This is a genomic window from Winogradskyella poriferorum, from assembly GCF_036553625.1.
Taxonomy (GTDB): domain Bacteria; phylum Bacteroidota; class Bacteroidia; order Flavobacteriales; family Flavobacteriaceae; genus Winogradskyella; species Winogradskyella poriferorum.
The window spans coordinates 524,450-538,601 of record NZ_JAZHOU010000002.1; the positions used below are offsets into that span (position 1 = coordinate 524,450).

Genomic DNA, 14,152 nt, shown 5'->3' on the forward strand with positions numbered 1-14,152 from the left:
AAGAAATCCTGATTGAAAAATCAGGATTTTTTTGTGAATAACAGTTCTTCGTAGTTGTGAGTTTTTAGATACTCCTGTTGCATATCTTTTAAATATTGAAGCACTTCTGCTTTGTTAGGATGTCGGTCTAGTAAGCAGTTTTTTAAATTTTGGTCATAAACTGTAATAACTATATACCAATGCCCTTTTCTGCTAGAATAGTTGTTTTCAAATGCTTTAACACCTAGTTTTTCATCTAAAACTAAATCTGTAACCACTAGACCAATATTTGCGGTTTGGTCTGATCGCTCAACTTCATGATAAGTAAAGAAGTATGTTTTGCCATTAATTTGAATAGGTGAGTTTAGCCCAACATTATTATGGTCTAAACTATATTTTGTGTTTATGTAATTATAAAATTCATAAGCGTCTTTTGGATCTTTAAAAATGAATGAAGTTTCTTTAGCAAGTTTTCTCTGAAACTTTTTAGCTTTCATTACCTTGTAATCTTCATTTTTAAATTTAGGCGCAAATTTATAAGGTATACAAGAAGTAGTAATTAGTAATGCTAAAGCAATGAGTAACCCTTTTTTCATTGATTGATAGTTTCAAAAAACGTATCAATAATTATACCAATCAACACCTATTTCTTCTTTTTGTAATAATCATCTAAAACTGATTTTCTGCCAATAGTTTTTGTGATGATATCTTTTTCTAAATCCCAACCACGTGCAGGCGAATATTCTCTGCCATACCAAATAATTTGAAGATGGAGGTTGTTCCACAATTCTTTAGGGAATAATCGTTTGGCGTCTTTTTCGGTTTGCACTACGTTTTTACCATTTGTTAAATTCCAGCGATACATTAATCTGTGAATGTGCGTATCAACAGGAAATGCAGGTATACCAAAAGCTTGCGATAATACTACAGCAGCCGTTTTATGACCAACTGCAGGCAATGCCTCAAGTTCTTCATAGGTTTTAGGGACTTCACCATTATGTTTGTCAATAAGAATTTGGGATAAACCATAAATACCCTTGCTCTTCATAGGAGATAAACCAACAGGTTTTATAATCTCTCTAATTTCTTCTACACTGAGCTTTACCATATCGTATGGATTATCAGCCTTTTCGAATAGAAGTGGTGTAATTTGATTAACACGTACATCTGTACTTTGTGCAGACATAAGTACAGCTATTAATAAAGTATATGGATCTTTATGGTCTAACGGAATAGGAATTTCAGGATAAAGTTTGTTCAATGTTTTTATAACAAAATCTACCTTTTCTTGTTTAGTCATTTGTAATTGGGTTAAGAATAACAAATTTAAATAAATGGTTTTGAAATCTTATGAAAACTAAAAATCAGGAAGCGTTTTAGTAATAATTAAACCCGGTTAATCCTTAATATTTCACTCTTTAACAAGTAATTAGATTATTATTTTGATAGTAATATCAAAATAATAAAATTTAATTGCAATTAGTTGAGTATTGAATAATTAAAGTGAAACTAGCCTATATAGTAAATAAAATCAATGGTACATCTGGTATTCAAAGGATGGTTGCATTTCAGATTAACTATTTTATAAAGAATTATAATTATAACGTTGATTTAATTCTTTTAAATCAGAATAAAAATGAGAAAAAAAGCTTTTATGAAGTTGATAGTGCTGTCAATTTTCATTTTCTAAAATCTTCTTCAAGTATTGTCAAAGACTATTATAATAAGATATTAGCTATTAATAAAGCCCTTAAAACTATAAATCCTGATATAGTTATGGTTTGTGAAAGTGATATCTTCAGTTTGTATTTACCATTATTTACAAAAGGGAAGTATAAAATGATTTACCAAAGACATGATCTAAAAGAGTTAAATCTAATAACAGGTGGAAAATCACTAAAAACAAAAGTTAAAAATCAAATAAAGAAACTATTCCTTTCTGGAGCAGGAAAGCATTATGACAAGTTTGTATTACTGTCCAAAGCACATCGTGTAGATTGGAAAGGGCTCAAAAATATTCATATTATAAGCAATCCTATTATAATTGACTCAAAGGGAAATAAAGCAAACTTAGACAGTAAAATTGTGTTAGCTGTTGGCAGACATGATCCAATTAAAGGGTTTGATATGCTGTTGAAAAGTTGGCAAAATGTTGTAGAACAGCATCCTGATTGGATACTGAAAATGGTAGGAAAGCAAACACATGATACTGATCTTAAAATTTTAGCCAAAAAACTAAATATTTCTAAATATGTAGATTTTAAAGAGTATGTTAGAGATATGTCTCCTATCTATCTGGAGTCATCAATTTTTGTATGTAGTTCTAGGGTAGAAGCTTTTCCATTAGTAGTTATAGAGGCAATGTCTTTTGGTATTCCGGTTGTGTCTTTTGATTGTGATTATGGTCCAAGAGAAATAATTAAGAATTCGGTTGATGGTATTCTTGTGTCACCGAATGATATCGATTTTTTAGCTGAATCAATATGTAGTTTAATTGAAAATGAAAATATCCGAAAGGAAATGGGTGAAAGAGCGAGTGAAAATATTAAGCGATACTCAGTAGATAAAATAATGAATCAATGGAAGTTATTATTTGAAGAAGTTACTTCAGATGCCTAGTTTAACGTATTTATAACAAAATCTACCTTTTCTTGCTTAGTCAATCATTGTATTTTTACAAAAAGAAATTTAAGCAATTATGACGCATTTAAAAGTAGGTGATAAAGCACCAGAATTTTCGGCAAAAGATCAAGATGGAAATATGATCTCATTATCAGATTATAAAGGAAAGAAATTAGTGGTATTCTTTTATCCAAAGGCAAGTACTCCAGGTTGTACTGCAGAAGCTTGTAATCTTAATGATAACTATGACAGGTTTAAAGCTCAAGGTTATGAGATTTTAGGTGTAAGTGCAGATAGTGCTAAACGTCAATCTAATTTTAAGAATAAGTACGGTTTTCAGTATCCTTTATTAGCAGATGAAGATAAAGCTGTTATTGAAGCATTTGGTGTTTGGGGACCAAAAAAGTTTATGGGTAGAGAATATGATGGTATTCATAGAACCACTTTTGTTATTGATGAAGAAGGTGTAATAGAAGATGTTATTACCAAAGTAAAAACCAAAGAACATACAGCTCAAATTTTAAGTGAGTAGTTACTAGAGTATAAAAAAAAAGCGACCTTTCGGTTACTGAGCGTAGTCGAAGTAGGTCGCTTTTTTTATGTGTGTTTTGTTTTACTTGTGAATTATTTCTTCAGATTCACATCCAAATAAGCTCTTTTCTTTTATAAGTTTAGCAACACCTTCTGGTAACATTTCCTCCCAATCATTATCTCCATTAGCAATTTTCTTAAGTACTTTTCTTGAGAAAACAGAGAGGTTTGACGCGTCAAAATCAGTAATGTCAACCACTTTACCATTGTATTTAAAGAACTTATAAAGCTCTTTCATTCGAGGATGAACTTTTAAGTTTTCACTTGTAGTTAAGCTACCATCTTCATTTTGCATTGGGTATAAGTACACTCTTAAATCCTTGTAGAAAAGTTTTCCAAAAGCTTCTAATATTCCTCCACTTAAATGACGATAGTATTTTTCATCAAAAATGTCTACCAAATTACTTACTCCCATGGTAAGACCCATTCTGTTTTTAGAATATTGAGAGAAGTACTCTACTAGTTTATAATACTCTTGGAAATTAGATATAAGTACAGTTTGACCAAGTGAGCAAAGAAGTTTAGCTCTATCCATAAAGTCTTGCTCGTCAATTTCTCCTTCTGCTCTAAGATTAGAAAGTGTAATTTCAAAAATAACCTGAGTTTTCTCTTTTTCTACCTTATTTTCCTTAATAAACATTTCGTATGATTTCTCATACATATCCATGTTTACCTTTGTAACAGGTCTAAAACTACCTCTTAAAGCTAAAATATTTTTTTTGTAGAGAACACGAGCTGGTAATACGTTATTTCCGTCAGGTGCAAACATTACAGCATCTGTCATTCCGTTTTTAACAAGTTGTAAACTCATTAATCGGTTATCAACATCTTTAAAAACTGGACCAGAGAAATTTATTGTATCAATTTCTAATTGGTCTTTATCTAAATGGTCATATAGGTATCTAAGTAATTTTCTAGGTTGATTGTATTTGTAAAAAGCACCATAAATTAAGTTAGTTCCTAACTTACCTAATGTTTCTTGTTGTAATCTGGCATCATTCTCCTTAAAACGAATATGTAAAACAATTTCACTGTATTCGCCTTCTGGCTCCACCTGAAACTTAATCCCAACCCAACCATGACCTTTGTATTTTTTGGCAAAGTCGATGGTAGCAACTGTATTGGCATAAGAAAAGAAAATCTTGTTAGGATTATCGTCTCTTGGTATACGTTGCTCCATGAGATTTACTTCGTGTATTAACATTTTACGAAGTCTAGCCTCTGTTACATAACGTTTATCATCCTCAATACCATAAATAGCATCACTAAAATGCTTATCGTATGCAGACATTGCTTTTGCTATGGTACCAGATGCACCACCAGCTCTAAAAAATTGACGTACAGTTTCTTGTCCAGCTCCAATTTCTGAAAAAGTGCCGTAGATGTCTTTATTAAGGTTAATACGTAAGGCCTTGTCTTTCAACGAAGGAATATTTTCTATTTCAAAGTCGCCCTTATACGTTATTTCTTCCATGGATATTGGGATTACATCGTTTTCGCAAAGGTATTAATTTACTATTGCAAACAAAAAAATAACCTTATTTTTGTTTCAAACTTAACACCGTTTGAAAGTAACATTTTTAGGCACTGGAACATCGCAAGGTATACCAATTATTGGTAGCACACATCCTGTTTGTTTAAGTGATAATCCAAAGGACAAACGTTTGCGTGTTTCTGTTTTGGTAGAGTGGGATGAATTCACCTATGTAGTAGATTGTGGCCCAGATTTTAGACAGCAAATGTTAAACGCCAATGTATCTAAAATTGATGGGATTATTTTTACTCATGAGCATGCGGATCATACTATGGGTTTAGATGACATTAGACCATTTTTCTTTAAGCAAGGCGATATAGATTTGTACGCTCATAAAAGAGTTTTTAAGTCATTAAAAAAGCGATTCGATTATATTTTTACTTCAAAGGAAAAATATCCAGGTGTCCCAAGTGTAACCGAACACGTTATAGATAACAAGCCATTTCAATTAGGAAACCTCAAAGTTGTACCAATAGATGGATTGCACTATAAGCTACAGGTTTTTGGGTTTAGATTTAAAGATTTTGCTTATTTAACAGATATGAAAACTGTTGATGATAAAGAGATAGAAAAACTAAAAAATCTTGATGTATTAGTTGTAAATGCACTAAGGGAGGAGCCACATATGTCTCATTTTAATCTGACTGAAGCACTTAGTTTTATAGAAAAAGTAAAACCGAAAAGAGCATTTTTAACACATATAAGCCATCATATGGGTTTTCATGATGAAGTACAACAAAAATTACCGGAAAACGTTTTTTTGGCATACGATAATTTAAAAATTACCATTTAAGATTTAATATGAAGAGTAGAATTTTTATGTATTTGTTTATTTTTTCAGCTTTAGCATTCATATTTCAATATGTGAACTCTAAAAATATACTAGACAAATATGAAAAGGATATAAAAAAGTTTAAAGCTACTATTGAGACTCAAGAAAAAACTATAGCCGATTTAGAGGACCAGAATTTTGATCTTAATTATTTTAATATAGACAGAAATGATAATGCTTTAGATTATTTTGTTGCCCAAGGCTATGATACAGATAAGCTTATCGATGCAATTACAGAAGGCTTATATGAAATGAATAATTATGAAGGGGATAATCATCCAATTGTGCCTTTTGTATCTATGACAGATTCTAAGTTAATCATCAATAAGATTCGAATTGTAAATCATAAGTGGATTTTAGCCAATTTTACAGATGGTGTATATTGGGGAGAAATTTTCGTAAAATATGATATTGACGAAAATAACGACCTTAAGTATAACTTGGTTGAATACTTTTTGTATCCTAAAATAGGCTAGAGGTAATTCTTAAGCCAATCTCTAAAATCATAAAAGTTTTGAGGTGCCACACCATGTCCAACAGGATATTCTTTATAGGTGTGGTTAATGTTTAAATTCTTAAGGTATTCTGGTGTTTTTCTGGCCCATTCTACAGGTATTACTTGGTCTGCGTAGCCATGAGAGCTGAAAATGTTTAAGTGAGAAACTTTGTTTTTATCAATACTCTCAGGTAAAATATCTTCATTAAGATAACCACTAAGGGCAACAACATTTTTTAGTTTTTCAGGATAATTCATTGCCACAGATAAACTTAAAATAGTTCCTTGACTAAAGCCTAAAAGCGTTACGTTATCTTTGTTTACAGGATAAATGTCACAAGCATAATCTATAAAATTAGCAATTAAATCTACCGATTGCCTTGCTTGTACGTTGTCGCTCCACTTTCCTTTTTCTGCATCAAAATTTATAGCATACCAGGCATTTCCGTAGGGTTGCATGGCATATGGTGCTCTCAAAGAAATAACAAAAAGTTCTTCTGGTAATTCTGAAGCAAAAGAGAACAAATCGTTTTCATCGCTTCCATAACCATGGCACATAATAAGTAAAGGTGCATTTTCTTTTAAAGTGCTTGGTCTTTTTATGTAATGTAGATCTGTGGTCATTTTTCTGTTATTTTAGGTTTTTAAACCAATCTTGAAAATACTGTCCTAATACAGGAAGTAATTTATACTCTCCAATAATAGCATATATTAAACAATAGAGCCAGGAAACAAAAGTTACAAACCATAGCGCTGTTCCAAACCAAGAGTTAACGTGCTTTTCGCATACATTAGAAAAAATCAGCATTATAATTAAGCCAATCATTTGTCTGGCATGAAAAAAGATATAAGGATTCTTTTTTTCTAGATTCAGAGAAATAGCAATAATTAAACCAAGTGGAGTTATATAAGCGACGGTTGCTAATGTTTTACCGTCTTTAATATCTGCGTTCTCCATTATTTAATAACTACTTTATTATTTGCAACAATACCGTAAACCTTTCCTTTTAATTCCATGCCAAGAAATGCACTGTTTTTGGATTTTGAAGTAATGTTTTCTTTGCTAAACTGGTATTTGCCTTCAGGATTAAACAAACTTAAATTAGCAACTTCACCAATGTTTATTGAACTTTCAGGCACACCAAATCTAGCTTTACCTTGCGTAAGTAAACTAACCGCTTTTTTTGTTGTAAATACAGTTTGTAAAGCACCAAAAGCTGACTCTAAACCTATGGTACCGTATTTTGCGTGGTCAAACTCTACCTTTTTATCTTCTATATCAATTGGGTTGTGGTCTGTGGTAACCATATCTATTGTTCCGTCCTTTAGTCCTTCAACTAAAGCATCACAATCGTTTTGGGTTCTTAGAGGAGGTAGAACCTTGTATCTTGTATCAAATCCCTCCAGACTTTCATCTGTTAACACTAAATTATGTATCGCAACACTACAAGTCACATTAAGTTTTTTAGCCTTTGCTTCTCTAATAAGTTCTACAGATTTAGCAGTAGATATCGTTGGTATATGTAGTTTGCCTTCGGTATATTCTAATAGGAATAAATCTCTGGCAACTTGCAATTCTTCTGCTAAACCAGGATTTCCTTTTAAGCCTAAACGTGTACTGTTTATATTTTCGTTTACCACACCAAGACCTGAAATCTTTGATTCTTGAGGAAAAGACAATACTAAGCCATCAAAATTACTCGCATATTGTAAGGCAATCTTTATAAGGTTTGGGTTGGAAATAGGTTTCTGATAATCATAGAATGCTACTGCTCCTGCGTTTTTCATATCAAACAACTCTGCCAAATCTGTACTATTGCTAGCTTTTGTTAAAGCACCAATAGGATAGAGGCTAGTTGCTTTGTTTTGGGCTTTTGCTTTAACTAGCGTAATATCTGCAAAACTATCGATTACAGGATTAGAATTTGCGTTTAGTGCTATGGCTGTAAAACCAGATTCCGCAGCTGTTTTAAGTCCGTTTTCTATGGTTTCGCGCTCTTCGTAACCTGGTTCTCCAAAAGAAACACTACTGTCAAACCAACCTTGAGAAACATGGAGGTTATCTAGTTTAATTTCTTTGTAATTATCAGGGTTAGAAATGCGTTTAGAAATCTTAGAAATGCGACCTTTTTCAATTAAAATATCTACTGTTTCGTTGTGAGATTCACTTTTAGAATCAACGATGGTGGCAGATTTTATGAGTGCGTTCATTTAAGATATTTTAGTAGAAGTATCTCTATTATTAAAAATACTAGTGCAAAAATAACAAACCATTTCCATAGTGCATTAATAGTTGAGCTACTTTTTATGTCGTTTATTGTTGTGGCTAAACTTTCGTTTACTGAAACATTAGTGTTGTTCTTTATGTCTAAATAACTTAAGTTGCTTTCTTCTCTATTATAGTTAAAGCTTAGATTTTGCAATACTTCAGATTCGTTTTTAACATTAAAGATACCAGCATTTACAGGGTAATCAGTAGTTTCTAAAACCACAGTTTTGCTAAACGTTTTTTGTAGCGGAATTACAGTATTCTCATCTGTGCCAAGGGTTAAGATGTCATCTTGTCCAAGCACAGCATTTATAGCAATTGTGTTTGGTTGACCTATAGAATAATAGAGTTGTGGCAGCTTTAAGCTTTGCTTGCCTATATTGTAAAGTACAGGAACTATTAAAGGTGAATTTTTAAAGTTAGAATTCTCATCATTTAAGGCACTAGAAAACGCATAAAATCCATTGGATCCAACTAAAAAAGCGTTGCCGTCTTCATATGATAAAACACTATTTGCATTGGAAGAAAAACTATATGAAGTTTCTACTTTTGGATACTGAAAATTACTAACTTTAGAATAAAATGCGTTAGCCAAAAGCGGATGATTATAGTTAATGGTTGTGATACGTTTTTGTTGACTGCTTAGAGAATTGTATTGAGGTGTATTAGAATTATTAAATATCTGATTATAAGTATTTAAATTTATTTCTTTTGAAGGAATAGTTAAGATGTATCCTCCGTCGTTTTTAAACGACACAAGAGTTGTTCTTAGAGCATCGGATATGCTTTCTAATTCATTTAAAACAATTAGATTTTGATCTGGAATAATATTGAAATTAAGATTGTTTATTTTAAAAGAATTATACTCAAATTCATCATCTGTATAGATGCGTTTTAAGAAATTGTCATCAGTATTTTCGTTTATGGCAAGAACCTTAATTTTTGGTTTAGAATTAATATTGAAATAAAAGCTATTATCGTATTGCAAACCTGCATCTTCAATTACTAATTTTCCATTAATTACAGCTTCGTTAGAAACGGAAAATGTAGCTTCAGAACTTTCAGTTATGTCAACAGCATTTTTTGCTAATAAAACGTCATCATTAAATAAGGAAACTGTAATATTCTCAATAGCTTCACCTTGATTAGACAGTTTTACATTTAAGTCTAAAGTTTCGGAATTAGAATTAGCAACATAAACACTATCAATACTCACATTAGAAACTAATGCAGATTTTGGTTGAACCAATTTAAGGTTAATCGTACTGTCGGTTTCAAACGTAACAGGATTATCTTTTTGTTGAAAATCTGAAATTAGAATAAGGTTTTTGGAAGACGATTTATCTTTAGAAAACAATTCTTTTCCCTTAATAAAAAGCGCATCATAATTTAGTTGCGTAGGTGAGTGCTCTAATTGAATTAAATCATTTTTTAAAGCCTTTAAACTTGTGTTTCTAAAAGTTTGTGTGTTTGTAAACAGACTTATCTTTTCATCCTCAGGAAAGTTGTTTATCATATCCTGAATGGCTTCATTTAACAGACTGCCGTTTTTGCCTGTGGCTTGCATACTGTATGAATTATCCAGATACACAACGGTTTCTTGTGTTTCATTAAAATCTTCAGTATTTGGTATAAATGGTTGTGCAAACGCAATAATGGCGCAAGCTAACAACAACATTCTGGTAAGTAATGTCAGCCACTTTTTTAGTTGAGAGCTTTTGCGGGTTTGTAGTTTTACGGCTTTTAGGAATTTGACGTTAGTAAACTGTACTTTCTGAAAACGACGTAACTGAAATAGATGAATAAGTATAGGAACTATCAGTAAAAAAAGTGCGTAAAGTAATTCGGGATGTTTAAACTGCATTCCTAGTGTTTAATTTTTTAAGTTAAATTATTTCTGGAGAACAAATTTATCATTTTCTAATAACCAGATTCTTATATTTCCTGTAGGTTTATAAAAGCCAACAGATGCGTCATATTCGTAATAATTATGTGATAGTTCCTTGGTTTCATAATTGTATTGTAAATCAATTCTACCAACTCTAGGAGCACCAACATGTAAATATTTCTCACCATCAAAAAAAGAATCACATAAGACGACTTCTTCATCTTTAATCTTATAAACTCTGGCTAAGCTATGATGAAGTCCTCCACCATGAGTTCCCCAACCTAGTAGCAAATAATAAGATTCATCTTTTATTCTAATATTGTGAATATCATAGATAATAACATCAGTAGGTTCTCCGGTTTCTCGTTCAATACCAGAGTCTAATCTTTTATATTTTATCTTTCCAGATTTGGTTTTAAATTGAAGATAAGACGCATTATCATGCCAGCTTCCACCACTAATTCTATCCCAACTGTAGGTTTTTACTAAGCTATCAGAAGATGTTTCTATAGAAATGTATTGTGATAATTTTTTAAAAGGGTTGTAAAAACTTGATGAGTCAGCCAAATCGGAGACTAGTCTTTCTTCAACAATTGGTGCAATACAATAGGCCATCTCAGTATCAACAGAATATAAAGTTTCAAAGATTGAAGAAAAATAGTCATCCGTAAAGTTAGATTCACTTTCTTGTCCGTAAGAAATATTTGCAAAAGCAAATAAAAGCATAATTAAGAGTGGAGCTTGTTTCATTTTCTTCATGTATGAGTAACAAATATAGATAACGAAGTCTTATTACTAGAGTTGGCTTTTGAGAAATTTAACAAAAGAAAAAATAATCAGTCATAGACTGCATTTTTAGCGTTTTATAATACTGTTTTATGTCTTTTTGTGCGTCTTCATTAGCCACAGTAATAATACTTTGAGGCTGATTGAGTTGTTCTATGTGATTGTATTTTAATAGCTCTTGTCCGTAAATTTCTTTGCCTATTTTCTTTTTGTTATTGCAAATCCAATGAAAAGGAATATCGTTTTTAATTAACAGTTTTGCTACTGTTTTGCCCTTATTTCCGGCTCCCCAAATGGCTAATGGTCTGTTTTTATCATAATCCAATTCTAAGAAGTAATGCACTTTAATATCCAAAAAGTAATTTATCGCATAATGCTCGTGTGTTCTTGAAGTTCGTGTACTGTAATCGCGCCAATGGAGTAGCACTTTATCACAAGGAATACATTTGTATTTTGCTCTGTAAAATCTAAACGTTAAATCATAATCTTCAGGATAACGATTAGGCTCAAAACCTTCACAGGCTACAAAATCATCACGATGTAGCATCCAACAAGGTGAAGGGATTACACACTCTTTGTAAATTTCAGAATAGTTATTGCCTTTTTCGGTAAGCTTATTAAGCCAACTTTCGTAGCGTGCATAACCATTGCTAATGCCGTCAGTTCTAAAATACTTTACTTGCCCAACAGCAAGATGATGTTTGCCGTGCTTTAAAAGACTATTCAGCATGACTTCAAGTCTGTTTTCGACCATTATATCATCGCTGTCCATTCTGGTGATATAAGTGCCTTTACAGTAGCTAAAGGCTGTTTGAAGTGCTGAAATTATACCTTTGTGTTTGTTGTTATAAAGTTGAATTCGGTCATCATTTTCTGAAAATTTTTCAACAATAGTGTAAGATGTATCATCAGAATGATCATCTACAAAAATGGCTTCCCAATTGGTGTAAGTCTGATCAATTATAGAAGTAACACATTCAGAAATAAAGGCTTCGGTATTTTTAAAAGGAATTAAAATGCTGATTAATGGCTGAGACATGCTACGAATTTAACAAAACCTTTAGACTTAAAGTGGTAACAGATTGTAGATTTGTGCGTCTCGTAAAAAAATTAAATAATTATTCATGAAGAACTATTTAGCCGTTTTGGGCTTAAGTGTAATTTTGGTAGGTTGTGGTTCAGCCAAGCCAAAAGTAGATGATTTAGCAGTTAATAATCCTATCGAAACTGCTTTAGATTTAACAGCAGTGGTAGATGATAAAGTGCCAGTAACTATTAATCCTGGTCGTTTTACCACAGAAATGGTAACGTACAGATTGCCTCGAGTAGTACAAGGAACATATTCTGTTAGTGATTTCGGAAAGTACATTGAAGGTATGAAAGCTTTAGACTATAAAGGGAATGAGCTCGAAGTAACTAAAGTAGATACCAACACTTGGACGGTTGCAGATGCTACCAATTTAGATAAATTAACCTACTACGTTAACGATACTTTTGATATTGAATCTACAGGAGGTATAGGTGGTGAAAATCCGTTTTCTCCAGCAGGTACTAACATCGAAGAAGACAACTATGTATTAAATCTTCATGGATTTATTGGTTATTTCGATTCTTTAAAAAACAATCAATACGCTTTAGATGTTACTGCACCAGCAACCTTTGTAAGAACTTCGGCTTTAGAAGACAGAGGAATGAAATCTAGCGCAGACGGAAAGTCTATAACCAGCAGTTATTTTGCACAACGTTATTTTGAAATTACCGACAATCCAATGATGTATGGTAAGCTAGATGTCGAAGAGTTTATGGTTGGTGACATTAAAATTGTACTGAGTGTATATTCACCAAACAAAGTGCATACTGCAGCGAGCCAAAAAGAAACGGTATATAAAATGATGCAGGCACAAAAGAAATATTTAGGTGATATTAACAGTACTGCACGTTACGACATCTATTTATACTTATCTGATGGTTCTGATACAGCACCAAAAGGTATGGGAGCTTTAGAACATCACACATCCACAGTGGTTGTATTACCAGAATCGTCTAGCAAAGAAGGTTTAGCGGCTTCGATTATAGATGTTGTCGCACATGAGTTCTTTCATATTGTAACTCCATTATCTGTACACTCAGAAGATGTACATTATTTCGATTATAACAAGCCAACATTCTCTAAGCATTTATGGATGTACGAAGGTGTAACGGAGTATTTTGCACAACACTTTCAGGTTTATGAAGGTTTAATTGAGCCAACAGATTTTTACAATACTATAATGACTAAAATAGCAACATCTAAAAATTTAGATGATGCAATGAGTTTCACAGTAATGAGTGAAAATGTATTAGAAGAGCCATATGCACACAATTACTATAATGTATATATGAAAGGTGCTTTAATTGGTATGTGCATCGATATTTTAATGCGAAAAGAAAGCGATGGTAACAGAAGTATGTTGTCTTTAATGAAAGAATTATCTGCTAAGTACGGTAAAGAAAAACCTTTTGATGATGATAAAATCATCGCAGAAATTACTGAAATGACTTACCCAACTGTTGGCGAGTTCTTAAAAACACATGTAGAAGGTGATGTGCCTATTAACTACAACGCGTTTTTTGAAATGGTTGGTTTAACAATGGGTGAAACTGAAGTACCAACAAACTACATTTTTGCAGGTGGACAAAACATCATTTTTGATGGTGATCCTAACAAAGGTATTTTCTTTTCGCCAATGGCATTACAGAATTCGTTCTGGGCATCTCAAGGAGTGCAAGCAGGTGATATCATTAAGAAAGTAAACGGAAAAGATTTAACGCTAGAAAACGCGCAGCAAGTTATTGGTGGCATGTATGGTTGGCAAGAAGGCCAGGAGTACAGCTTAGATTTAGAGCGTAATGGCGAAGCTGTTGTTTTAAAAGGAACTTTAGGTAAAGCAACTGCTAAAAGTGAATCTTTAGTAGAAGATGAAAACGCTACAGAAGCGCAAAAAGCTTTAAGACAAGCTTGGTTAAAAGGGTAACCCAAATTCCTGCGAAAGCAGGAATCTCATAATATAAAAAAAGGCTTCCAATTAGGAAGCCTTTTTTAATTATACGGTTTTGTCATTCTGAACTTGCCTGTGCTGAACTTGTTTCAGTATTTCAGAATCTAGTTGATTTAA

The 14,152-nt window shown here is 32.3% G+C and carries 14 protein-coding genes; 5 read left to right on the forward strand and 9 right to left on the reverse strand.

Translation table 11 applies throughout. From position 1 onward, the window contains the following. Positions 1 to 20: 20 nt before the first annotated feature. Positions 21 to 575 carry a hypothetical protein gene (locus tag V1468_RS08550; protein ID WP_331809821.1) on the reverse strand — a complete coding sequence of 185 codons (555 nt, stop codon included), beginning with the start codon at positions 573 to 575 and terminating at the stop codon, positions 21 to 23. Positions 576 to 622: 47 nt separating this feature from the next. Then, positions 623 to 1,279: an endonuclease III domain-containing protein gene (locus V1468_RS08555; RefSeq protein ID WP_331809822.1), complete on the reverse strand. Its 657-nt coding sequence runs from the start codon at positions 1,277 to 1,279 to the stop codon at positions 623 to 625. 203 nt (positions 1,280 to 1,482) lie between these two features. Here V1468_RS08555 and V1468_RS08560 point away from each other — a divergent pair, with 203 nt between their 5' ends. Both V1468_RS08560 and bcp read left to right on the forward strand, forming a co-directional pair. Continuing rightward, positions 1,483 to 2,598 carry a glycosyltransferase gene (locus V1468_RS08560; protein WP_331809823.1) on the forward strand — a complete coding sequence of 372 codons (1,116 nt, stop codon included), beginning with the start codon at positions 1,483 to 1,485 and terminating at the stop codon, positions 2,596 to 2,598. Positions 2,599 to 2,677: 79 nt separating this feature from the next. Then, on the forward strand, positions 2,678 to 3,133 hold the full coding sequence (gene bcp, locus V1468_RS08565) for a thioredoxin-dependent thiol peroxidase (RefSeq protein ID WP_331809824.1): 456 nt from the start codon (positions 2,678 to 2,680) through the stop codon (positions 3,131 to 3,133). Between the two features lie 81 nt (positions 3,134 to 3,214). On the opposite strand, the gene V1468_RS08570 is transcribed toward bcp, so the two are convergent. Then, a complete protein-coding gene (locus tag V1468_RS08570; protein WP_331809825.1) occupies positions 3,215 to 4,666 on the reverse strand; it encodes a TonB-dependent receptor in 1,452 nt (483 codons plus the stop codon). Between the two features lie 91 nt (positions 4,667 to 4,757). On the opposite strand from V1468_RS08570, the gene V1468_RS08575 reads away from it, so the two are divergent. Together V1468_RS08575 and V1468_RS08580 are read left to right on the forward strand one after the other, a co-directional pair. After that, entirely contained in the window at positions 4,758 to 5,519 is a 762-nt protein-coding gene (locus V1468_RS08575) for an MBL fold metallo-hydrolase (protein ID WP_331809826.1), read from the forward strand. A gap of 8 nt (positions 5,520 to 5,527) precedes the next feature. Then, positions 5,528 to 6,034 (forward strand): hydrolase, encoded by a 507-nt coding sequence (locus tag V1468_RS08580; RefSeq protein WP_331809827.1) that lies wholly within the window; start codon positions 5,528 to 5,530, stop codon positions 6,032 to 6,034. On the opposite strand, the gene V1468_RS08585 is transcribed toward V1468_RS08580, so the two are convergent. The 6 genes from V1468_RS08585 to V1468_RS08610 form a co-directional block, all read right to left on the reverse strand. Next, a complete protein-coding gene (locus V1468_RS08585) occupies positions 6,031 to 6,678 on the reverse strand; it encodes an alpha/beta hydrolase (protein WP_331809828.1) in 648 nt (215 codons plus the stop codon). The two genes, V1468_RS08580 and V1468_RS08585, sit on opposite strands and share 4 nt — an antisense overlap. Before the next feature lie 7 nt (positions 6,679 to 6,685). Then, positions 6,686 to 7,012, reverse strand: coding sequence for a hypothetical protein (locus tag V1468_RS08590; RefSeq protein WP_331809829.1), 327 nt, complete (start codon positions 7,010 to 7,012; stop codon positions 6,686 to 6,688). Next, complete coding sequence (locus tag V1468_RS08595) at positions 7,012 to 8,265, reverse strand: dihydroorotase (protein ID WP_331809830.1); 1,254 nt, start codon at positions 8,263 to 8,265, stop codon at positions 7,012 to 7,014. The genes V1468_RS08590 and V1468_RS08595 overlap by 1 nt, the downstream gene beginning before the upstream one ends. Beyond that, positions 8,262 to 10,187: a BatA domain-containing protein gene (locus V1468_RS08600; protein WP_331809831.1), complete on the reverse strand. Its 1,926-nt coding sequence runs from the start codon at positions 10,185 to 10,187 to the stop codon at positions 8,262 to 8,264. Before V1468_RS08600 ends, V1468_RS08595 begins: the two co-directional genes overlap by 4 nt. 27 nt (positions 10,188 to 10,214) lie before the next feature. Further along, positions 10,215 to 10,961: a hypothetical protein gene (locus V1468_RS08605; protein WP_331809832.1), complete on the reverse strand. Its 747-nt coding sequence runs from the start codon at positions 10,959 to 10,961 to the stop codon at positions 10,215 to 10,217. A gap of 67 nt (positions 10,962 to 11,028) precedes the next feature. After that, positions 11,029 to 12,036: a glycosyltransferase family 2 protein gene (locus V1468_RS08610; RefSeq protein ID WP_331809833.1), complete on the reverse strand. Its 1,008-nt coding sequence runs from the start codon at positions 12,034 to 12,036 to the stop codon at positions 11,029 to 11,031. Positions 12,037 to 12,121: 85 nt separating this feature from the next. On the opposite strand from V1468_RS08610, the gene V1468_RS08615 reads away from it, so the two are divergent. Beyond that, the gene (locus V1468_RS08615; protein ID WP_331809834.1) at positions 12,122 to 14,011 is read left to right on the forward strand and encodes a M61 family metallopeptidase; all 1,890 of its coding nucleotides are present in this window, start codon (positions 12,122 to 12,124) and stop codon (positions 14,009 to 14,011) included. The last annotated feature ends 141 nt before the right edge of the window (positions 14,012 to 14,152 follow it).

What these genes read in the sequence shown, in the direction of transcription:
- V1468_RS08570 (WP_331809825.1), bottom strand. Translation starts at nt 4,666, where the DNA reads ATGGAAGAAATAACGTATAAGGGCGACTTTGAAATAGAAAATATTCCT.
- V1468_RS08585 (WP_331809828.1), bottom strand. Translation starts at nt 6,678, where the DNA reads ATGACCACAGATCTACATTACATAAAAAGACCAAGCACTTTAAAAGAA.
- V1468_RS08590 (WP_331809829.1), bottom strand. Translation starts at nt 7,012, where the DNA reads ATGGAGAACGCAGATATTAAAGACGGTAAAACATTAGCAACCGTCGCT.
- V1468_RS08580 (WP_331809827.1), top strand. Translation starts at nt 5,528, where the DNA reads ATGAAGAGTAGAATTTTTATGTATTTGTTTATTTTTTCAGCTTTAGCA.
- V1468_RS08595 (WP_331809830.1), bottom strand. Translation starts at nt 8,265, where the DNA reads ATGAACGCACTCATAAAATCTGCCACCATCGTTGATTCTAAAAGTGAA.
- V1468_RS08610 (WP_331809833.1), bottom strand. Translation starts at nt 12,036, where the DNA reads ATGTCTCAGCCATTAATCAGCATTTTAATTCCTTTTAAAAATACCGAA.
- V1468_RS08615 (WP_331809834.1), top strand. Translation starts at nt 12,122, where the DNA reads ATGAAGAACTATTTAGCCGTTTTGGGCTTAAGTGTAATTTTGGTAGGT.
- bcp (WP_331809824.1), top strand. Translation starts at nt 2,678, where the DNA reads ATGACGCATTTAAAAGTAGGTGATAAAGCACCAGAATTTTCGGCAAAA.
- V1468_RS08550 (WP_331809821.1), bottom strand. Translation starts at nt 575, where the DNA reads ATGAAAAAAGGGTTACTCATTGCTTTAGCATTACTAATTACTACTTCT.
- V1468_RS08600 (WP_331809831.1), bottom strand. Translation starts at nt 10,187, where the DNA reads ATGCAGTTTAAACATCCCGAATTACTTTACGCACTTTTTTTACTGATA.
- V1468_RS08555 (WP_331809822.1), bottom strand. Translation starts at nt 1,279, where the DNA reads ATGACTAAACAAGAAAAGGTAGATTTTGTTATAAAAACATTGAACAAA.
- V1468_RS08605 (WP_331809832.1), bottom strand. Translation starts at nt 10,961, where the DNA reads ATGAAACAAGCTCCACTCTTAATTATGCTTTTATTTGCTTTTGCAAAT.